Source organism: Eubacterium ruminantium (assembly GCF_900167085.1).
GTDB classification, from domain to species: Bacteria; Bacillota; Clostridia; order Lachnospirales; family Lachnospiraceae; genus Eubacterium_Q; species Eubacterium_Q ruminantium.
In genome coordinates, this window is the sequence record NZ_FUXA01000017.1 from 22,474 (window position 1) to 45,831 (window position 23,358).

At 37.8% G+C, this 23,358-nt stretch carries 17 protein-coding genes; all 17 read left to right on the top strand.

The genetic code is table 11. The features are described from left to right. The first annotated feature begins 16 nt into the window (after nt 1-16). Nucleotides 17-3,076 (top strand): tetratricopeptide repeat protein, encoded by a 3,060-nt coding sequence (locus tag B5D25_RS11430; protein ID WP_078788100.1) that lies wholly within the window; start codon nt 17-19, stop codon nt 3,074-3,076. Further along, complete coding sequence (locus tag B5D25_RS11435; protein WP_078788101.1) at nt 3,073-4,791, top strand: molecular chaperone HscC; 1,719 nt, start codon at nt 3,073-3,075, stop codon at nt 4,789-4,791. Before B5D25_RS11430 ends, B5D25_RS11435 begins: the two co-directional genes overlap by 4 nt. A gap of 49 nt (nt 4,792-4,840) precedes the next feature. Next, a complete protein-coding gene (locus tag B5D25_RS11440; protein WP_078788102.1) occupies nt 4,841-6,043 on the top strand; it encodes a class I SAM-dependent rRNA methyltransferase in 1,203 nt (400 codons plus the stop codon). A 208-nt stretch (nt 6,044-6,251) separates the two neighbouring features. Further along, on the top strand, nt 6,252-7,163 hold the full coding sequence (locus B5D25_RS11445; protein WP_078788103.1) for a methionine ABC transporter ATP-binding protein: 912 nt from the start codon (nt 6,252-6,254) through the stop codon (nt 7,161-7,163). Nucleotides 7,164-7,178: 15 nt separating this feature from the next. Then, the gene (locus B5D25_RS11450) at nt 7,179-7,838 is read left to right on the top strand and encodes a methionine ABC transporter permease (protein ID WP_078788104.1); all 660 of its coding nucleotides are present in this window, start codon (nt 7,179-7,181) and stop codon (nt 7,836-7,838) included. Between the two features lie 79 nt (nt 7,839-7,917). Continuing rightward, nucleotides 7,918-8,763 carry a MetQ/NlpA family ABC transporter substrate-binding protein gene (locus B5D25_RS11455; protein WP_078788105.1) on the top strand — a complete coding sequence of 282 codons (846 nt, stop codon included), beginning with the start codon at nt 7,918-7,920 and terminating at the stop codon, nt 8,761-8,763. A gap of 246 nt (nt 8,764-9,009) precedes the next feature. Next, a complete protein-coding gene (locus B5D25_RS11460) occupies nt 9,010-10,374 on the top strand; it encodes a citrate/2-methylcitrate synthase (protein WP_078788106.1) in 1,365 nt (454 codons plus the stop codon). A 67-nt stretch (nt 10,375-10,441) separates the two neighbouring features. After that, complete coding sequence (locus B5D25_RS11465) at nt 10,442-11,041, top strand: RNA polymerase sigma factor (protein WP_078788107.1); 600 nt, start codon at nt 10,442-10,444, stop codon at nt 11,039-11,041. Next, nucleotides 11,031-11,825 carry a hypothetical protein gene (locus B5D25_RS11470; RefSeq protein WP_078788108.1) on the top strand — a complete coding sequence of 265 codons (795 nt, stop codon included), beginning with the start codon at nt 11,031-11,033 and terminating at the stop codon, nt 11,823-11,825. The genes B5D25_RS11465 and B5D25_RS11470 overlap by 11 nt, the downstream gene beginning before the upstream one ends. 265 nt (nt 11,826-12,090) lie before the next feature. Further along, nucleotides 12,091-12,204, top strand: a complete 114-nt coding sequence (locus B5D25_RS13305; protein WP_423230092.1) for a serpin family protein — start codon at nt 12,091-12,093, stop codon at nt 12,202-12,204. Nucleotides 12,205-12,435: 231 nt separating this feature from the next. Then, entirely contained in the window at nt 12,436-13,878 is a 1,443-nt protein-coding gene (locus B5D25_RS11475) for a serpin family protein (protein ID WP_159444165.1), read from the top strand. 154 nt (nt 13,879-14,032) lie between these two features. Further along, a complete protein-coding gene (locus B5D25_RS11480; protein WP_159444166.1) occupies nt 14,033-15,487 on the top strand; it encodes a serpin family protein in 1,455 nt (484 codons plus the stop codon). A 196-nt stretch (nt 15,488-15,683) separates the two neighbouring features. Then, a complete protein-coding gene (locus B5D25_RS11485; RefSeq protein WP_078788111.1) occupies nt 15,684-17,156 on the top strand; it encodes a serpin family protein in 1,473 nt (490 codons plus the stop codon). Between the two features lie 423 nt (nt 17,157-17,579). Next, on the top strand, nt 17,580-19,037 hold the full coding sequence (locus B5D25_RS11490; RefSeq protein WP_078788112.1) for an alpha-amylase: 1,458 nt from the start codon (nt 17,580-17,582) through the stop codon (nt 19,035-19,037). A 20-nt stretch (nt 19,038-19,057) separates the two neighbouring features. Further along, a complete protein-coding gene (locus B5D25_RS11495; RefSeq protein WP_078788113.1) occupies nt 19,058-20,347 on the top strand; it encodes an HlyC/CorC family transporter in 1,290 nt (429 codons plus the stop codon). Nucleotides 20,348-20,371: 24 nt separating this feature from the next. Beyond that, a complete protein-coding gene (locus B5D25_RS11500) occupies nt 20,372-21,193 on the top strand; it encodes a DUF1836 domain-containing protein (protein ID WP_078788114.1) in 822 nt (273 codons plus the stop codon). A 249-nt stretch (nt 21,194-21,442) separates the two neighbouring features. Then, nucleotides 21,443-23,101, top strand: coding sequence for an ABC-F family ATP-binding cassette domain-containing protein (locus B5D25_RS11505; RefSeq protein ID WP_078788115.1), 1,659 nt, complete (start codon nt 21,443-21,445; stop codon nt 23,099-23,101). The last annotated feature ends 257 nt before the right edge of the window (nt 23,102-23,358 follow it).

The following is a 23,358-nucleotide window of genomic DNA, read 5'->3' on the forward strand; positions in this document are numbered from 1 at the left end:
GTTATAGGTGAATGATTTGAGTATCTGGACCATACTTGGTATTGACGAAACAAAAGATCTGGACAAACTAAAGAATGCATATAGAGCCAAGCTCTCCGAGAATAATCCTGAGGATAATCCGGAGGGCTTTAAAGTCCTGCGCGCTTCTTATGAAGAGGCAGTAAGGCTTGCAAATGAAAAGCATTCTGAAGAGGAAGTGCAGGACGAGGATGGTTCGGATACTTTTAATGAAAGAGAATATAATATAGAAGATCCGCAGGATTCTGAAGATTTCAGAATGGCTGTGGAAGATATCTATAAGAATTTTTACAGAAGGATAGATCCAAAGGAGTGGCAAAGACTTCTTGATACAGAATTTGCAGTCAGCCTTGATACTTCAACAGAGGCTATGGATGTGATCCTTCGTTTCTTTATGGAGAATATTTATATTCCCCAGTATATTTTTAAGATTTTTGTCGAAACATTCTCAATAGATGACAGAAGGCAGGACCTTTCTGAGGTATATCCTCAGGATTATATTGATTATTTCATCAATAATTCTATTTATCCGGATATGATCGACTACCGCCTTTTTACAGGACCGGAAGATGCTGATTATGACGGGTATATCAATCGTTTTGCCGATCTTCTTGGGGCTATCAAAAAGGGAGATATTGCTGAACAGGAATCTATCCTTCAGGAACTAATTGAATCGTCTATTAAAAATCCTTACCTGGATATAAATATATGTAAAATGCAGTGTTATAAGGGAGAACTTGATGAGGCCCTTGAAACAGCTAAGAGTCTTGTGGAAAAACTTCCGGGGAATACAGATGCACTTACCTGTATGGGCGATGTATATCTTGACCGTTCAGAATATGAAGAAGCAAAGAAATGCTATGAGGATGCTTTAAGCATAAATCCTTCTTCAATAGTTCCGAAAGTAAGACTTGTTGAGATAAAGTGCTACACAGGTCAGCCGGTTAAAGCTAAGGAAGACTGCCTTGAGCTGACCAAAGAAAGACCGTATGATGCATATATTCTCGGTCTTCTTGAGAAATGCAACGAGCTCATAATTAAAGAAAATAAGGAAAAGAAGGATGAAGATATGTCTGATGAAGACAGACATAGATTTGTTCTTGATACTGCATGGGCGTATTATCAGTCTTATGATGCTGCAAATTCGGTTAAAATTTTGTCAACTATCGATCCGTTTGATAATGAGATCATTGAATATAATAATCTTAAAGGACGTTCATATCTGGTGCTTCATGAGCCGGTTAAAGCGAGAGAATGCTTTATAAAATGGATGAATGAACTGGACCGTCTCGATTCGGAAGATCCTTTCTCTGAAGAAGGAATTAAGCAGTTGAAGAGAAGACCATATGTTAATTACCTTTTGGGCTCAACATATTTACAGGAAAATGAGCGTAAGAAAGCTGAAGAATATATAGATCTTGCGCTTGAAAATGAATTTGAGGAAAGAATCGTTGCGGAGGAATCAAAGTGCGAACTCCTTTATGATCAGGAAAGATATAGTGAATGTCTCAATATGTGTGAAACAGTTCTGAAAAATGAAAAGAATTTTGTGGCACAGCTGTATCTTGCCAGAACATATTTTAAACTTGGGAATTACCTTAAGGCTCTTGATGAGGCGTATAAGGTTGAAAAGATCTATCCATATAATGTATCTCCTTATAAGCTTGAGATGGATATATATATCAAGGTCAAGCAGTACAGGGATGCAGAAGAAATAGTTAAAAAATACAGTGGCCTTAATCCGGAAAGCAATCTTTGCAAGATGATGAAAGCGAAAATTCTTGTGGAAGAAAAAGGGGATTATGTGAATGCTTTGGATATCATTAAAAATATTGATATGCAGGTGGAGCATAATGACATAGAAGATAAGGCTGAATTCTATCTTCTGAAGGGCGACTGCTATCAGAATGTGAATGGTCTTCCGGAAGCGGAAAAGTCATATAATGAGATTCTTAAATTTGATCCGGACAATAAAAAGGTTCACAGATGTCTTGGAATGGTTTACAGGAAAATGCTTAAGTTCCACGAAGCAGTTGCTGCATATTCAAGACAGATAGAACTTGCCGGAAGGGATACGGATTATCTTTTCAGAGCCTTGACTTACAAGGTTTTAGGTGAATATAAAAAAGCAGATAAAGATTATGATGTGGTATTACAATATACAAAACCACAGGCATATGTATATACATTGTCGGCAGAGAACAAACTCAAAATGGGAGAGTATCAGGAGGCAGTAGACCTTTTTATCAAAGGATATGATAATTCTACAAATGCTCTTGATAAAGACAGGGCGAGATTTGGACTTGTCGAGGCATATAGATATCAGGAAAGATATGAAGAAGCTTTGGAAGAGATAAAGATTCTTTGCAGTGAAGCAGGTGATAAGGCGAGAGCGAATTTCGAGTATGCTTCCATACTTTCTTTCCTGGGAAGATTCGAAGAAGCAGAAACTGTTGTAGGCAAGATGCTATACAGCAGTTATAAAGTAGATAGAAGAGTTTATGAAGAACTTTGCAATATGAAATGCGCAAAGGGCGAACTTAGTGCAGCGGAGAAGCTGGTTAAAAAAGCAGGGGATGAGGGCATAGATACTCATACCATGGAATTATATATAGCCCGTCTTCTTCTTGACAGGAAGGAGTACGCAAAGGCAGAAAAATATTTCCTTAGGGCAAATGAAGGTTCATATAAAGCATTTAGTGAGCTTTCGGAAGCTGCGGCCGGACAGTTTGGAGGAAAGACCAGATATAAAAGATATAAGGATATGTTCCTTAAATTATCGGATGGTAAAATAACTCCTGAAACCTTGGTTGAAACAGCCAGGATCTGTAGGTTGGAGAAGGATTTTGATAAGGCTGAGAGGCTGCTTAAGGAAGCAATCAGCATGAATATAGGATCTTTTGGGTCTACTATTTTATACGGAGAAAGCTATAAGGAGTTATGCAAGGTATATATAGCTTCAAAACAGAGGAGCAAATTGGCGGAAGTTTTGGAACAAGCCAGAAGATATATGGGCTATAGTGAGTGGCTGGAAAATCTTGCAAAAGAGATGAAATGATAGTTGGAATCGATCTTGGAACAACAAACAGTTTAATTGCATATTACACACCTGAAGGACCTGTTGTTATACCTAATCGTTTTGGCGAGAAACTTACTCCTTCTGTCGTCAGTGTAGACAGTGAAGGAACAGTTTATGTGGGAAAGACAGCTGAAGAAAGAATGATCAGTTTTCCGAGAGAGTCAGCGTCTCTATTTAAAAGAGATATGGGTTCTATGAAAAAATATACTCTTGGAAATGATAAGTTCACTCCTACAGAGTTATCAGGATTTATTCTTAAAGCATTAAAGGAAGATGCGGAAGCATTTCTTGGAGAGAAGATAGAAGAAGCGGTAATCAGTGTTCCTGCATATTTTAACGATCATCAGCGTAAAGCTACGAAGGAAGCGGGAGAGCTGGCAGGATTCAGAGTTGAAAGAATCATCAGCGAACCTACAGCTGCGGCTATAGCTTACGGGCTCGATAAAAAGGAAGCGGATACAAGATTTCTTGTATTTGATCTTGGCGGTGGAACCTTTGATGTTTCAATACTTGAATTATTCAATAATATCATGGAAGTAAGGGCGGTTGCCGGTGACAATTCTCTTGGCGGCCAGGATTTTACGGATGAAATTTATAAGCAGTTCATCAAAAAAAATGATATAGATGAAACTGCACTTAGCGATAAAGAAAAAAGAATACTTAAAAGACGAGCGGAAGTGTGTAAGATTCAGATTTCGCAGAGCGGTAAAGGCAGTATTGATTTCGTAAAGAATGATAAAGATTATCATTTTGAAATGGATTCTGATGAACTTGAGAAGGCATGTCAGACATTGTTCGGCAGGATAAGACGTCCTATTGAGAAAAGTCTTTCAGATGCGAAGCTGAAGATCAAAGATATTGATGAGATCATTCTTGTGGGTGGCGCGACAAAGCTTCCTGTATTAAGAAAATTTGTGGGCAGACTTTTTGGAGGGTTTCCGAATGTCGGCATAAATCCTGATGAAGTTGTAGCATCGGGAGTTGCGATGCATGCAGCTATGAAGGAGAGAAATGAAGCGCTTCGAGAGATGATCCTGACCGATGTATGTCCATTTACCCTTGGTACTGAGATAAGTGTCAAGAAGGGTGAAGGCGAGGGTGTCAGAGAAAATGGCCATTATCTGCCTATCATTGAAAGAAATACAGTCATACCGGTAAGTAGAACTCACAGGGTTTATACAGCAAGTGATAATCAGAATATTATCAGAATACTTGTGCTTCAGGGTGAAAGCAGATTTGCTTCCAATAATCTGAAACTCGGAGAACTGGAGATACCTGTTCCACCGGGACCTGAAGGAAAAGAAGCTGCAGATATAACATTTACATATGATATAAATTCCATACTGGAAGTTATGGTAAAGGTTGTATCAACAGGAGTGACCAAAAAGGTCATAATTAAAAATGAAACAAGTATGCTCACGGATGAAGAAGCTGAAGCCAGAATGGAACAGCTTGCGGATCTTAAGATAAATCCGAGAGAGCAGGAGATCAATAAATATCTTATTGCCCGAGGTGAAAGATTATATGAAGAGGCAACGGGTACAAGAAGAGAACGTATTGAAAGGGAACTTATCAGATTCGATTCGGCTTTAAATACGCAGGATAAGAGAGAGATAGAACTTGCGGGAAGAGAACTTAAGGAATTCCTGGATAACATAGATGACGAATCAGATGTTGAAGATAGGGACGAATAATTTATTCGAAGCAAATAGCCGTTGTTTTGGCAAAAATGAGGATGATTGAATGAAAGAAGCAGTTGTTATACTGAAAAAAGGCGAAGGAAGAACTATCAAAGCCGGCGGTGCATGGATTTTTGATAATGAGATTGACCGTATTGACGGAGATTTTACCAATGGAGATATTGTTGATGTCCGGGATTTTGACGGATATCCTATGGGCAGGGGATTTATCAATACTGTCTCTAAGATAACTGTCAGAATGCTTACAAGAGACAGTGAGCAGATTATAGATGAAGATTTTATCGAGAAAAGAGTCAGAAATGCATGGCAGTACCGCAAAGATACTGTAGATACAAGTTCGTGCAGAGTTATATTTGGCGAAGCTGATTTCCTTCCCGGACTTGTTATCGATAAGTATGAAGATGTGCTTGTAGTAGAGTCTCTTGCTCTGGGAATTGACAGATTAAAGCCGCTTATTATCGAAAAGCTGAAGAAAGTACTTAGCGAAGACGGAATCAAAGTCAGAGGTGTGTACGAGAGAAGTGATGCCAAGGTCCGCGTTAAAGAAGGTATGGAACGTTATAAAGGATTTATAGGAGACGAATTCGATACCAATGTGGAGATAATAGAAAATGGCGTCAAGTATATAGTTGATGTTAAGGACGGACAGAAAACAGGTTTCTTCCTTGATCAGAAATATAACCGCCTTGCTATGCATAAGATTTGTAAAGGCAAGAAGGTTCTTGACTGCTTTACACATACAGGTTCATTTGCATTAAATGCAGGTATAGCCGGAGCAAAAGAGGTTCTTGCTTTAGATGCATCGGAACTTGCCATAGAGCAGGCTAGAAAAAATGCAGAGCTGAATAATCTTTCGGATACTGTGAAGTTTGAAGTGGATGATGTCCTTGAAAGACTTCCAAAGATGGTAAATGATGGTGAACAGTATGATGTAGTGATCCTTGATCCGCCTGCATTTACTAAGTCCAGAGAGACTATCAAAAAAGCTGCAAAAGGATATAGAGAGATCAATGTTTGCGGAATGAAACTGGTTAAAAACGGTGGATATCTTGCTACCTGTTCATGTTCACATTTTATGGATTATGATACTTTTACAAAGGTGATAGCCGATTCGGCAAGAAGTACGCATAAGAGACTTCGCCAGATTGAATTCAGGACTCAGGCGCCGGATCATCCGATCCTTTGGGCAGCAGATGAATCATATTATCTGAAATTTTATATCTTCCAGGTTGTGGATGAGAGATAGAAAATTCAGCCTGAAATAAGAAAGTGATAAGTAAATGATTATATTAGATTAGGTAATACCCTTCGTATACGACAGGTTTGTCGGACGAAGGGTATTTTTTTGGTATAAGTGATAGCTATAACAAACGAAAGGTTTTAACGATTTTACAAGCAATAATCGGGATGATATCATTCCCTCATACCAAACGGAACGAATGAGAGGAAAATATATGGCGCTTATAGAACTAAAGAATGTTAATAAAACTTATGAGACAGGCGTTGGAACCGTAAGAGCTTTAAAGGACATTAACTTATCGATAGAAAAGTCTGATATATATGGAATCATCGGAATGTCGGGGGCCGGAAAAAGTACTCTTGTACGATGTTTGAATTATCTGGAAAGACCGACTGACGGCGATGTGATCATAGCAGGAAAAAAACTTAGTGATCTTTCGGAAAAGGCACTTAGGGAAGAAAGAAGAAATATATCGATGATATTTCAGAACTTCAACCTTTTGATGCAGAAGAATGTTTTGAAAAATGTTTATTTTCCACTTAGCCTGAGACATGTAAAAAAGAAAGATGCCGAGGCAAGAGCTTATGAGCTTCTTGAAACAGTAGGTCTTAAGGATAAAGCAAAAGCTTATCCGGCGGAACTTTCAGGAGGACAGAAGCAGAGGGTAGCAATTGCAAGAGCTCTTGCGTCAGACCCGGAGATACTTATCTGTGATGAGGCAACAAGTGCTCTTGATCCACAGACGACAAAGTCCATACTTGATCTTCTTAAAAAGATCAATAAGGAATATGGCATCACGATCGTTATCATCACTCATCAGATGAGTGTTATCAAAGAAATCTGTAACAAGGTTGCAATCATCGAAGATGGAAGTCTTGTAGAAAAAGGAAAAGTAGCTGACATATTTGCAAATCCAAAGTCAGATGCTTCAAAGAGACTTATATTCGGAGATGTTTATATAGAGAAAACTCCTTACGATCATGATAAGGAGGATGAAGATCTTGATGAAAATGATCAGTCATCAAGAGAAAATGATAAGCCAAATAAGGAAAAGAAAATATTTGGCATCAGATTCTACAAAAAGAAAAAAGACAAAGATTCCGGTGATGAAGAGCTGGTAGGTTGAAGGAGGTGAGGAAGGATGTTTGATGCACAAACCAATGAAATGCTTATTCAAGGTGTAAAGGACACCTTATATATGACTCTGGGAGCTACTGCTTTGGGATACGCGGTCGGCCTTCCTATGGGTGTTACCCTGGCGGTGACGGATAAGAATGGCCTGAAACCTAACGCATTCATTTATAGAATATTTGATTTTATAGCAAATGTTGTAAGAAGTATTCCATTTCTTATATTACTTATCATTATGATACCGGTAACAAGATTTATAGTAGGTCAGAGTTACGGAGCTTCGGCAACTATCATACCGCTTGTTGCAACGGCAGCTCCTTACATCGCAAGACTTGTTGAGTCGTCTTTGAAGGAAGTTGATACAGGAGTGATCGAGGCTGCGAAGTCAATGGGAGCTTCAAACTTTCACATCATTTTCAAGGTGCTTCTTGTTGAATCAAGAACATCACTTATCCTTGGAGCGACTATAGCAACAGGGACCATTCTTGGTTATTCTGCAATGGCCGGCACAGTCGGAGGCGGAGGACTTGGAGATATAGCAGTCAGATATGGATATTACAGATGGCAGACGGATATCCTGATGGTGGCAGTAATACTTATAATAGTAATCTTCCAGATAATCCAGAATGTAGGAACACTCACAGCAAATAAGCTGAATCACAAAAAGTGATAAAACAACATGCGTTATTCTTGGAGAATAATGCAGAGTTTTAGAGAATATAAAAAGAAAAGAAAGAAGGAAATTTATCATGAGAAAGAAAGTAAAAGCATTATTATTAACAGGTGTATTAGTATTATCAGCATTCACAGCATGCGGTAAGAAGGAAAATAAGAAAGATGTTAGTGCTAAGGAAAATGCAGAACCAACAAAGATCACAATCGCTGCTTCACCAACACCTCACGCAGAGATTCTTGAGAAGGCTAAGCCAATCCTCCTTGAGCAGGGATATGATCTTGAGATAAAGATTTTTGATGACTATGTACTTCCAATGACAGTAGTTGATTCAGGCGAACTTGATGCAAACTATGCAGTTCACGTTCCATATCTTGAGTCATTCAATGCTGAGCAGGGAACACATCTTGCAAATGCAGGAGGAATTCACTATGAGCCATTCGGAATCTATCCGGGAAAGAAGAAAGATCTTTCAGAAATAGCTAAGGGTGATACAATCGCAGTTCCTAACGATACAACAAATGAAGCAAGAGCGCTTCTTCTCCTTCAGGATAATGGAATCATCAAGCTTAAAGATGGTGCAGGACTTACAGCAACTGTAAATGATATCGTTGACAATCCAAACAACATCAAGATCGAAGAGCTTGAGGCGGCTCAGGTAGCCAGAGTAAGAGGCGAAGTTGCATATGTAGTTCTTAATGGTAACTATGCTCTTGAAGCAGGACTTTCAGTTGGAAAAGACTCTATCGCATATGAGAAGAGTGATTCAGAAGCTGCCAAGACATATGTAAATATAATCGCTGTTAAAGAAGGACATGAGAATGATGAAGCTATCAAGGCACTTGTAAATGTTCTTCAGTCACAGGAGATCACAGATTATATTAATGAAACTTACGATGGAGCAGTTGTTCCTTTCAAATAATTAATACAAATAAATACTAGAGTAGAAAAATATATCCTTTTGAGGGTGCTGCTTGTCGGTGCCCTCATTTCCCATTTATATAAGAATTGAAACTCAACTCGCATTTTGGTATACTACTATGGTCTGAATGGAGAAAATATACCGTTTAATGCGGTGATTTTTACGGATTAAGATTAGACGCAGGAGCAAGGTGACTGTTTGGTTGCGCCTTTTTGATAGATTTCTAAATGATAAGTGAGGTAGAAAATGTCATATTTAAGTCCCGGAGAAGCAGCAAGAGAGATACACAGATTATCAAGGCTTTGTCAGGAGAATAACAAGATCGAGCCTGAACTTTATGATCAGTATAAAGTAAAGAAAGGCCTTAGAGAAGCTAACGGTAAAGGTGTTCTTACAGGTCTTACCGAAATATCAACTATATATGGAACAAAGGAAGTTAACGGTGAGATTCAGCCGATAGATGGTGAGTTATACTACCGCGGTATTGATATCAATAAACTTGTAGAGGGATTCAGCAGCGAAGGCAGATTCGGATACGAGGAGACAGTTTATCTTCTTATATTTGGTAAGCTTCCAAATGAAGAAGAGCTCGATGAATTTACAAAGCTTCTTGCATATAACAGAATGCTTCCTGATGAATTTGTGCCTGATGTCATACTTAAGTCGCCTAATAAGGATATCATGAATGCCATGGCGAGAAGCATCCTTACACTTAATTCATATGATAAGAACTCAGATGATCTTGCTATATCAAATGTTCTCAGACAGAGTATATGGCTTATTTCTACTGTTCCTATGATAGCTGCATATTCATATCTTGCATATAGACATTATATGACAGGCAGAGGACTTTATATCCATAATCCAAAGCCGGAATTTTCTACAGCAGAAAATCTTCTCAGGATTATGAGACAGAATAAAACATTTACACCGCTTGAAGCAAAGATACTTGATATAGCTCTTGTTCTTCATGCAGAACACGGCGGGGGTAATAATTCAACATTCACAACACATGTTGTTACTTCTTCAGGTACTGATACATATTCTTCGGTTGCTGCATCACTTTGCTCGCTTAAGGGACCAAAGCACGGCGGCGCAAATATCAAAGTTAAGAATATGTTTGATGAGATAAAGAAAAATGTTAAGGACTGGAAGAATGATGATGAGATAGCAGAATATCTTCTGAAGATTCTTCGTAAGGAAGCATTTGATAAGTCAGGTCTTATCTATGGTATCGGCCATGCGATTTATACAAAGTCAGATCCAAGAGCTGAGATTCTTGAAAAATATACAATGCTCCTTGCAGAGGAAAAAGACAGGATGGAAGAAGCTGATCTGTATCACAGAGTAGCCCGTCTTGCACCGGAACTTATGAAGAATGAACGCAAGATGTATAAACCTGTTTGTCCAAATATAGATTTCTACAGTGGTTTTGTATATAACATGCTCGGAATTCCTGATGAATTCATTACACCGCTTTTTGCAATTGCGAGGGTGGCAGGATGGAGCGCACATAGAATAGAAGAGCTTATTTGTACCAATAAGATCATAAGACCGGCATATATGTCAGTTGCGAAAGAGACAGATTATATCTCACTTTCTGATAGATAAAAAATATTTAATTATTTTTCCATAAATCAGTAAATGAGTTTCGTATATATAGATAGGAGGTGGCCGGGTGTCTGAAGAACAATTTAATATGCTGATGAAACAACTGGCTGCCGGAGATAGAGAGGCATTAAGCGAGATATATAAGGCGTATATGAAGCTTATATATTCTGTTTGTCTTAATATTCTCAGACAGAAAGAAGCTGCGGAAGATGTATCTGCGGATTTCTTTATAAGACTGTTCAAGTCAGCGGCTACATTTGATGGAAGAGGACACCATAAGACATGGATGATCACTATTGCAAGAAATATGTGTATTGATTATCTTAGGAAGAATTCTCATGAAACAATATCACTTGATGCACCGATGGGATTTTCCGGAGGGGCCGGACAGCATTCGATGGATTCGAGCGAGGGCGACACCGGTACAAGTATCAAGGATACACTTAAAGACAAACAAAATGTTGAAGATACTGCTGTTAAAAAACTGAGTATCGAGATGGCTATGAAGATTTTGAGCCAAACTGAGAAAGATATAGTCGATATGAAGATCGAAGGCGGTATGACATTTAAAGAAATTGCTGAAGTATTAGGAAAACCGCAAGGTACTGTATCATGGCAGTATAATGAAGCCATTAAAAAAATGAGGCGATGTTTATATGAAAGATAATGATTTCGAAAAACTGAATAATAATGACGAAATCTTCTTCGGTGATATTCGAAGTGATCTTTCAGATGCTGAGATTTCCGAAATTGAAGCCTTATATATGCAGGCGTTGGATGAGGAAGTTCCTGATATCTGGGATAAGATAGAAGCGGGACTTGATGCGCCTGATAATAAGAATGACAAAGTTATCAGCATTACCGAAAGAAAGAGGAAAAAGAAAACATTTATGACGATGCTTATTGCTGCGTCTGTTCTTGTTATACTTATTCCTTCTTATATTTTTGGAGTTAAATCTTTGAATAAGAAAGATGCTAAAGATTCGGCCGGAAGAAAGAATCCGGTAGCAGCCGGCGGGGCCGAGGAACAGGATGTAAAAGATGATGGTCAGTATTCCAATGAATCTGCTTCGATTTCATATGGTGATAAAAGCGATAAAAAAAATACGAGCACTTTAGGGAATAAATGGAAGCATACTGCTAATAAAGATGCCGAGGATATAGAAATTGTTGAAGGTATAGATGGCATTCGAGGTGAAAAATCAGAAAATGATGGAGCTGCCGTAGTTGATTCGGATGACAATTTGGTCGGAACGGGAAAGATATATCAAGACGGAAAAGACATAGTATTTGTGGATGCGACCGGAAATGTTATTCCTATTGATGTGAACATTCTTGAGGAAAACGATAAGAAAAAAGTACTTGATGGTGAAGAACTGGAAGTAGAAGTAACATATAGATTTAATGATGATGGATGTGAAGTTCTTAGCTACAATGTTATCGAGCAGTAAGGCATTTCTTCATTTGACAGATATTGGTAAATGAATGCCGTGATGTAAGCAATTGTAGATCGTTTCATTGACAAAGGAAGTTGAAAAAAATATAAAAATTCCATAAAAAGAAATATTTGCTCCGTATATATAATAGGGTTTCAAGAAAAACCGGTATATATACGGAGTTTTTGTGTATATAAAAAAGGGTTAAAAGTATGAACATTCAGGAGGAAAAATATGTTTAACAAAAATATCAGATCAAAAAGAAGAAACAAGCTGTGCAATAGCCGGAGAAGAAGTTCATATTACACTGGATCAGCCATTTGTATATATGATAATTGATAATAGTACAGGATTACCATTATTTATGGGTGTATGTAATGATATAGTTGAATAGTATTCCTGATCCTCATCTGAAGCAACCCTGTTTAAGACCAAATGAGGAGCTGATGAGAATCCGATGAGGACCAAATGAGGATCAGATTGGATTTGAATATAATTTCAAAAAAAATTCCATAAAAAGAAATATTTGCTCCGTATATATAATATGGTTTCAAGAAAAACCGGTATATATACGGGGTTCTTGTAAATAAAAAAGGTTAAAAGTATGAACATTCAGGAGGAAAATATGTTTAACAAAAGTATTAAATCAAAAAGAAAAAATAGCAGAAGACTGGCAGCAATTTTCATGGCAGGGATGATAATGCTGACAGGATGCGGAAAAACAGGAAGTTCCAAGAAAACAGAAATAAATAGTGAGACTCAGACAACGTCAGAGCCGACAACAAAAACTTCTACAACAATTGCAGTAGAACCGACAACGTCAGAACCAACAACACAAAATCCATCAGCGAAAGAGCCGGTAGCGCAAAAGGAAATAAGTGAAAAAACAGTTCTTCTTGGCGCGAACATGAAAAAGAACGATGCAGAGCTTCCATCCTTTGATGAAGAGAAAAAGTTCGTTGATAGCACAGCTGATTTTTCATTTGAACTTATGAAGAAGGTTTTAGCTGAAGAAGATGATAATGTCATGATCTCACCTATATCAATAATCAATGCTCTTGCCATGACAGAAAACGGCGCTGCAGGTAACACACTTGCCGATATGGAAAAGGTTGTGGGCAGAGGAATGACAAGGGACGAATATAACAGAGCGCTTTCTGCATATTGTGAATCTTTGTATGATGATAAAGCTCAGTTTAGCAATAAAAATTCAATATGGATCAGGAAAGGTATAGGTGTGAAGGATGCATTTGTTCAGAAATGTAAAGATTATTATGACTCTGAAATCTTCCAGGCGCCATTTGATGAATCAACATTAAATGATATAAATAATTGGGGATACAATAATACGAATGGACTCATAGATAAAACCATTGATCAGATTAATGAAACTAACATAATGTTCCTTGTAAATGCGCTTTATTTTGAAGGCGAATGGGCAGCTGCTTATACGGAGGATAGTATATCAGAAGACAGGATATTTACTGACAAGGATGGTAATGAAGATAAAGTTACAATGCTCAGCAGTCAGGAAAACTGTTGTTTTACACTTAATAACGGAACAGGATTTATAAAGCCATATGAAGGAGATAAGTATTCATTTGTAGGAATTCTTCCGGCGGATGGAAAGAGTCCTGAGGAATATATCAGCGAGATTAAGGGAAATGATTTTATTGCTGCGGTAACAAATCCGGATTACAGTAAAGACGTTTATGTAGAAATACCGGAGTTCTCTGCGGATTATAGATCGTCTTTGAAAGCTCCGTTATATGATATGGGAATGGAAAGCGCATTTGAAGATGCAGACTTCAGCGAGATGCTTGATCTTAGTACTGTTGATGGTGGCAGAGCTAAGATTAGCGATGTATATCATAATACTCATATTGATGTTGACAGAAAGGGTACCAGAGCAGCAGCCACAACAGCGGTAGTCGTAGATAATGAAAGCTGTACAATAGCCGGAGAAGAAGTTCATATTACACTTGATCAGCCATTTGTATATATGATCATTGATAATAGTACAGGTTTACCGACGTTTATGGGCGTATGTAATGATATTGTAAAATAGGTTTTGGGATAACACAAAAATAATAAATTAATATAAACCAATCCAATAAAAACTCTATTTGCTCCGTATATATATTAGAGGTTAAAGAAATCCGATGTATATACGGAGTTTTTATTATAAAGATCAAGTGTGTTATATGACAGGAGGAATATATATGTTTAATAAAACAATAAGTTCAAAAAGAAAATACGGCAGAAAATTGGCGGCAATCTTTATGGCAGGAATGATCATGCTGACAGGATGCGGAAATACAGGAGATAAGAAAAAAGACAAGCCGATTCCGAATGAAAATCCGGAAATTCAGAGTACAGAGATACAGTGGACAGATGATGATCATGCTGAAGAACAGCCTTCGGAGAAGCAGCATCCGGATGAAGAGTATGAAGAGAATAATAAATCAGAAAATCCGGTTCCTAAAAAAGCGATAAGTGATAAGGCGATTCTTCTTGGTGCAAATATGGAGCAGGGTAAGGTGGAACTTCCGTCTGAAGATGAAGAGAAAAAGTTTATAGACGGAACAACGGATTTTTCATTTGAAATCATGAAGAAGATTTTGGAAAATAGCGATGGAAAGAATATTATGATCTCTCCGGTATCGATAATAAATGCTCTTGCAATGGTAGAAAACGGAGCGGCAGGAAATACTCTTACTGACATGGAAGCTGTTGTGGGTAGAGGAATGACAAGGGACGAATATAACAGAGCTCTTTCAGCATATTGCAAGTCCTTATACAGTGAAGACGCTACATTCAATAATGCTAATTCAGTTTGGATCAATGATGATGTGGTTGTGCAGGATCCGTTTGTACAGAATTGTAAGAATTATTATAATTCGGAAATCTACAAGGCTCCATTTGATAAATCAACAATAAATGATATAAATAACTGGGGCTACAATAACACAAACGGATTGATAGATAATACTGTAGATGATATGAAAGAAACAGATATTATGTTCCTTGTAAATGCTATATATTTCGAAGCTAAGTGGAAAGTACAGTATGAAGAGAAAGATATATCGGAAAATCGAGTGTTTACAGATAAAAACGGAAATAAAGATCAGGTTACGATGTTAGTAAGTGAGGAAAATGATTGGTTCAAGCTTAATGGTGGAACCGGTTTTATAAAGCCATATAAAGGAGATAAGTATTCATTTGTCGGAATTCTTCCTGGAGAAGGAAAAAGTCCTGAGGAATATATGAGTGAAATAAATGGAAGTGATTTTGCGAATGCGATAGTAAATGGGGAAAATGGTCATTGTTGTGTTGAAATTCCTGAATTCTCCGCTGATTATAAATCTTCTTTGAGAGAAGCTTTGATAGATATGGGAATGGGAAGTGCATTCGAAAATGCAGACTTCAGTGAGATGTTTGATCTTAGTACTGTTGATGGCGGCTATGCAAAGATAGGTGATGTTATTCATAATACTCACATTGATGTTGACAGAAATGGTACCAAGGCGGCTGCTATAACAAAAGTTGAGATGGTAGGAGGTGCTGCATTGGTGGATGGACATGTCGTACTGGACAGACCTTTCGTATATATGATAATCGACAATGATACAAATATGCCGGTATTTATGGGTATATGCAATGATATAGTTGAGTAAATTCATGATAGCAAATTCATGAAAAGAAATTCGTGATAATAAATTTATGATGATAACTTTATGGGGAACAGTCCAAAAATAAAATAAAAAATCCAATAAAAATATTATTTGCTCCGTATATATTATAGGTTTGAAAAATTCAGATATATACGGAGCTTTATTACGGTTAAATCAACCGGATATCAGGAGGAAAGTTATGTTCAACAAAAGTATTAAATCAAAAAGAAGATACAGTAGAAGGCTTGCGGCGATTTTTATGGCGGGGATGATTATGCTGACAGGATGCGGTAAGACAGGAAGTGACAATAATACTGGGAATGAAACCCCAAGTGAATCACCGACACTCGTGAATCCTACTACAGAGATTCAGCCAACAGAAAATCAGTCTACAGAGAATCCGGCTACAGAGGATCAGTCAAGTGGTAATGAAACAACCGGATTGCAATCATCAAAGGAACCGGCTGCACAAAAAGAAATAAGTACAAAGACAGTTCTTCTTGGTGCAGATATGGAACAGGGAAAGGTTGATCTTCCGTCTCCGGATGAAGAGAAAAAGTTTATAGACGGAACAGCAGATTTTTCCTTTGAACTTATGAAGCTGGTTTTGGAAAATGAAAAAGGGAATAATGTAATGGTATCCCCGATATCGATAATAAATGCACTTGGTATGACAGAAAATGGTGCGACATCCCAAACTCTGACTGAGATGGAGAAAGTTCTCGGAAAAGGAATGGCAAGAGATGAATATAACAGGGCGCTTTCTGCATATTGTAAATCTCTAAAAGATGAGGAAGCTGAATTCAGTAACGCAAATTCGATATGGATCAAAGAAGGGATAGTTGTAAAGGATGGATTTATCCAAAATTGCAAGGATTATTATGATTCGGAAATCTATCAGGCTCCATTTGACAGTTCAACAATAGATGACATAAATAACTGGGGCTACAATAACACGAATGGTCTGGTAGAAAAAACTATTGATGATATAGATAAAGAAGCAATAATGTACCTTATAAACGCACTTTATTTTGAAGCTGAGTGGAAAAAGGAATATAGCAAGGACGACATAAATGAAAATGCAATTTTTACTGATAAGGATGGTAATGAAGATAAAGTTGCAATGCTTAGCAGCAAGGAAAGCTGTTATTTTACACTTGATGATGGTATAGGATTTAGAAAGCCATATAAAGGGGATAAGTATTCATTTGTCGGAATTCTTCCTGCAGAAGGAAAAAGCCCTGAGGAATATATGAGTGAGATAAAGGGAAATGATTTTATTGCTGCGGTAACAAATCCGGATTACAGTAAAGAAGTTTATGTAAAAATACCTGAGTTTTCTGCGGATTACAGAACATCTTTAAGAAATGTGCTTATGGATATGGGGATGGAGACGGCTTTTTTTAATGCTGACTTCAGTGAGATGTTTGATCTAAGCAGCGTTGACGGTAATGGAGCAGATATATCCGATGTTTTTCATAATACTCATATCGATGTTGATAGAAAAGGCACACGTGCAGCGGCTACAACAGCGGTTGAAATGAAAAGATGTGAAGCTGTAGAAGAAAAGGCTGTAGTGTATATCACACTGGATAAGCCATTTGTTTATATGATAATAGATAATGAAACAGGTCTGCCGGTATTCATGGGTACATGCAATGATATAAAATGATCAACCGGTATTATATGATTATTTAGTTTTACGACAGATAATGTGAAATGATAGACGATCATTTGAATCTACGACTGATGCAGTGAGATGATTGATGATCATCCGCTATATGATATGCGTGGTGAAATGTGTAAATATCTCAGACAAAAACAGGTGATCGCTTGTCCGAGTAGTTTATAGAATAATCAGAAAGAGAATAGTGGAGGCTCCGGGGTAAGACGGTTACCCTTGGGGCTTCCTTTATTTGTATGGGGTTGGTGATAGAAAACGGTTTCCTATTTTGGTTGAAGGAGCAGGTGAGGATAAAAATCTTATTTACGATAATAAGTGATTTTGCTATAATCTAAAGGTGATTAGCTATTTTGGAAACTATAACAGATATTAAATATTTGAGATGTTGGGTTAAAAGAGGAGGCTGATTTTATGGGCGAAAACGGACTGATGGTGCAGTTTTTTGAGTGGAATCTTCCCGACGACGGAAAGTTATGGAAGAATGTTGCGTCAGAGGCGCAGAAACTTAAAACTGCGGGGGTAACAGCGGTTTGGCTTCCACCTGCATATAAAGGGGCTTTTGGTTCTAAAGATGTAGGTTACAGTGTATATGATCTTTACGATCTTGGTGAGTTCAATCAGAAAGGTTCAGTGAGAACCAAGTACGGAACCAAGAAAGAATATCTTGAGGCTATTAAAGCGCTTCATGATAAAGGTATAAATGTTTATGCGGATATAGTTCTTAATCATAAAATGGGTGCCGATCAGGTAGAGAAGGTCGAGGCTGCGGAATTCAATGAGCACAATCGATATCAGATGGTTGGCGATAACAGAACTATCGGTGCATGGACAAAATTCACATTTCCCGGAAGAAAAGGAAAATATTCCAAATTTACATGGAACTGGAGACATTTTGATGGTATTGACTGGGATCAGGACAATCTGAAACGTGCTCTCTACAAGTTTGCGGGTAAAGAATGGAATGAAGGCGTTGATGATACAGATAATGGCAATTACGATTATCTTATGGGCGCCGATATAGATTTCAGTAACCGTGAGGTTTTTGAAGAACTTGTAAATTGGGGAAAATGGTATATCGAAACAACAGGCATTGACGGAATGCGTCTTGATGCCGTTAAGCATATACCTGCTGCATTTTACAGAGATTGGTTATATAAACTCAGAGAAGAGCTTCATAAGGAATTATTCACCGTTGGCGAGTATTGGCATTGGGACAGATATCGTCTGGAAAAATATCTTGAGGATATCAAAACACCTGCATCGCTTTTCGATGTGCCACTTCATTTTAGTTTACATAATTGTTCGAGAGCTCATGGGGATTTTGATCTGAGGAGAATATTTGACGGTTCTCTTGTTCAGAGCAGTCCTATCAGTGCGGTTACATTTGTTGATAATCATGATACACAGCCGGGAGGATTCCTGGAATCCTGGGTTGAAGATTGGTTTAAACCTATGGCTTATGCTTTGATACTTCTTAGAGCTGAGGGCTATCCTTGTATCTTCTACGGTGACTATAAGGGAATTCCTCATGACAAGATTAAAGCTAAGAAGACAGTGCTTGATAAGCTTATGAAACTTAGAAAGACAAAGGCATATGGAGCTCAGCATGACTATTTCGATGATCCAAATTGCATAGGATGGACAAGAGAAGGTGATCCTGAACATAAGGATTCGGGTCTTGCTGTTGTTTTATCCGACGGAACAGGCGGAACTAAGCATATGTATATAGGCAGACAGTTTGCCGGTGCTCATTTCTCGGATGTCATGGGAAATGCCAAGTATAATATAAAAATAGATGATGAAGGTTTCGGTGATTTCTATGTAAATAGAGATGCGGTATCCGTATGGGTACGAAAGGAACCTAAATAGGTAATAGGAAAGGAATAAATATGGACCCTGATGCCATAGTGAAACTGGTCGTTCTTATAGTGCTTTTGATACTATCCGGAGTTTTTTCTTCTGCGGAAACAGCGCTTACAACAGTTAATCTGAACAAATTAAAAGCACTTAGTGATGAAGGCAATAAAAGGGCGGCCAAGGTTTTAAGGCTTAGAGATTCATCTTCAAAATTGCTGACAACAGTTCTTATCGGCAATAATATAGTAAATCTCTCTGCGTCAGCACTTGCTACAACACTTTGTACAGAACTTTTCGGAAGTGCTTATATCGGTGTTGCAACAGGTATACTTACACTTGTTGTTCTTATATTCGGAGAGATAACACCAAAGACATTTGCAACACTTTATAATTTAAGATTGTCACTTATATTTGCATATCCTTGTGCATTTCTTATGCTCATTTTTACACCATTGATATGGATACTTAATGGTGTGACAACAGTTATTTTCAAAATCCTTCGCATTGATCCGAATAAGAAGGAGCATATGACTGAAAGTGAACTCAGGACAATTGTTGATGTTAGTCATGAAGACGGTGTTATCGAAAAAGATGAGAGAGAAATGATAACCAATGTGGTTGACTTCGGAGAAGTTGTATCGAAAGATATAATGATACCGAGAGCCGACATGGTTTGTGTTGAATATGATACGGGATATGACGATCTTTTGAAACTTATCAGACGCGAGAATTTCTCGAGGATTCCGGTTTACAGAAAAACCCGTGATCATATAATCGGTATTCTTCATGTTAAAGATGTGCTCCTTTTGAGCGACAACGAAAAGAAGAATTTCAAGATTGAAAAGGTTATGAGAAAGCCGGTATTTGTATATGAATATCAGCATACTGCAAAGATATTTGCAGGCATGAAAACCTCTTCGGCAAATATGTGTATAGTTATAGATGAGTACGGACTTACAGCCGGTCTCATAACTATGGAAGATATTCTTGAAGAGATAGTCGGGGATATCAGAGATGAATATGATACATATGAAGATGACCTCATCAGAAAATTAGATGATGATCATTATGATATCGATGCTTCTGTAAAGATCGATGATGTAAATGATGCTATAGGTACCTCCATTGAATCAGAAGATTATGATTCTATCGGTGGTTATGTTATTGAGCTTTTGGACAGAATTCCGGAAACCGGAGATGAAGTCAGCGATGGAAATGTGCGAATAAAAGTAACTAATGCAGAGAAGAACAGAGCTGTGAGAGTTGAGCTTTTTATTTTGCCTAAACCTGAAGACGAAGACGAGGATGATCCGGAAGTATAATGCTTATTACGAAAGTGGGATTATATGGATGATAAATTTAATGATTTAAAGAAGGAGATCCGAAGGCTTATTAGACTTGATTACATTATGCCTGAAGATATTCCGGATATAGAATTATATATGGATCAGGTTATTCGATTTATGGATGTGCATCTTCAAAGGAGTGATCGTACTGACGGAGAGGATGATAAGACTCTCACAAAGACTATGATCAATAACTATACAAAGAATAAGATACTTCCGCCTCCTGAGAAGAAAAAATATTCCAAAGAGCATATCATTATGCTGATATCTATTTATTATCTTAAGAATATTGCTTCAATCAGTGATATAAGAAAACTTTTGGACCCAATGATGGAAAGATATTTCAACAAGAAGGGTGAAGACGGAAGAAGTCTTACTGAGGTATACAGTGAGATCTTCAATCTTGAAAGAAGGCAGTATTTCAATATCGAGAACAGTATAATCAGAGCTGATGAGATAGCTGAAATGAAAATGCCTGAAGAAGATGACGAATATCTTAAGAAAATGACGCTTGTTTATATGCTCGCATATGATATATATAGTAAGAAGCGTTATATGGAGCATCTTATTGATGAGATAGATGAATCAGAGAAAAAGCGTAAGGCTAAGGAAAAGGCAAAAGCTGTCAGGGCTTCTGTGAAATGTGCAGCTAAGAAATCGGCTGCCATGGATAAGAAAGCTGCCGCAAGAAAGGTTGCTGCTAAAAAAACTGCGGCAGGAAAAACGGCTGTGAGAAAAACTTCAGTTAGCAGAACCGGCGAAAGAATTAAGCAGGGCAGCACTGCTAAAAGTTCAGGCCGCCCAAATACTGATACAAAATAATCTTGTGTTGCAAAATGCCGGTAGCCGGATATAATAAGCAGGAAACTGTTTGGTATGATTATAGGCGATTGAACGTAATAAACAGAAAACAGGTTGCCACAGTGGTGATACGTAGTATAAATAAGCAGGAAACTGTTTGGATAATTGCAGGTGGACAGACGGTGGCATCACTAAATTATAAAACGGACATAACTTCCGGATAATATAAAGATTATAAAGAAAAATATATATAGAAAAGGAAAAAGATAAATGATAAGCGCAAACAATATTTCACTCAGATTTGGTAAAAAGGCACTCTTCGAGGAGGTTAATATCAAATTCACACCGGGAAACTGCTATGGTCTTATAGGAGCAAATGGAGCAGGAAAATCAACATTTCTGAAGATCCTTTCAGGTGAACTTGAACCAACCAGCGGAGATGTTTCCATGGATCCGGGAGAAAGACTTTCGGTACTTCAGCAGGACCACTTCAAATACGATGCATATAATGTTATTGATACAGTTATCATGGGTAATAAGAGACTCTATGATATCATGCAGGAGAAAGATGCAATCTATGCGAAAGAAGATTTTACTGAAGAAGATGGTATAAGAGCTTCAGAGCTTGAAGCTGAATTTGCTGAACTTGATGGATGGAATGCGCAGGCAGATGCGGAAACTCTTCTTAATGGTTTAGGAGTTGAATCAGAATATCATTACAGTATGATGAGCGAACTTGATGGTAACCTTAAGGTCAAAGTTCTTCTTGCACAGGCACTCTTCGGAAATCCTGATGTACTTCTTCTCGATGAGCCGACAAACCATTTGGACCTCGATGCTATTGCATGGCTTGAAGAGTTCCTTATTAACTTTGAAAATACAGTTATCGTTGTCAGCCACGACAGATACTTCCTCAATAAAGTCTGCACACATACAGCAGACCTTGATTATGGCAAGATTCAGATCTATGCAGGTAACTATGACTTCTGGTATGAGTCAAGCCAGCTTATGATCCGTCAGATGAAGGAAGCAAATAAGAAGAAGGAAGAGAAGATCAAGGAATTAAAAGAATTCATTGCAAGATTCTCTGCTAATGCAAGTAAATCAAAGCAGGCTACTTCTCGTAAAAAAGCTCTTGAGAAAATCGAGCTCGACGAGATCAAACCTTCAAGCAGAAAATACCCATATATCGATTTCAGACCAAATCGTGAAATCGGAAATGAAGTTCTTACAGTTAAGAATATCAGCAAGACAGTTGATGGAGTGAAACTCCTTGATAATATTTCATTTACAGTAGGAAAAGAAGATAAGATAGCATTTGTAGGTCCAAATACACTTGCTACAACTATGCTCTTCAAGATCCTTGCAGGCGAAGAAGAACCTGATGAAGGTGAATACAAATGGGGTGTTACAACATCTCAGGGATATTTCCCTAAAGACAATACAAAAGAATTTGATAATGACCTTCTTATGGTTGACTGGCTTACACAGTATTCTGAAGAGAAGGATGCAACATACGTAAGAGGATTCCTTGGAAGAATGCTCTTCCCTGGTGATGCAGGAACTAAGAAAGTTAAAGTCCTTTCCGGAGGAGAGAAGGTTCGATGCCTTCTGTCTAAGATAATGATTATGGGAAGCAACTGTCTTATCCTTGATGAGCCTACAAACCACCTTGACATGGAATCTATCACATCACTCAATAATGCCCTTATCAAATTCCCGGGCGTTGTACTTTTTGCATGTCAGGATCATCAGTTCATTCAGACAACAGCTAACCGTATCATGGAGCTTACAGCTACAGGTCTTATCGATAAGCAGACAACATACGATGAATACCTTGATAGCGATGAACTCGCTAGAAAGCGTCAGATTATGAATATGGACATGTCTGTAAAGGATGAAGAGGAAGAAGAAAGCTCAGAAGAGTAATCGAATAAAATAATATAGGCCTTGTACAGCCTAAAAAAGTTCACGCGGGAAGTATCGCAATACTTCCCGCGTGAACTTTTTTGCTAAATATATGAATGATTTTTACGGCAATCCCCAAAAGCATTATATATCCTTGGAATGAAAAAGCTTCAAGCAAAGTGCCCCGAAAGAAGTATTACATTAACGAATGAAGGGCGTTTTGTTTGAAACATAACATAATCCATTAGATATATATTTGTCTCTAGGAATGAAAAAGC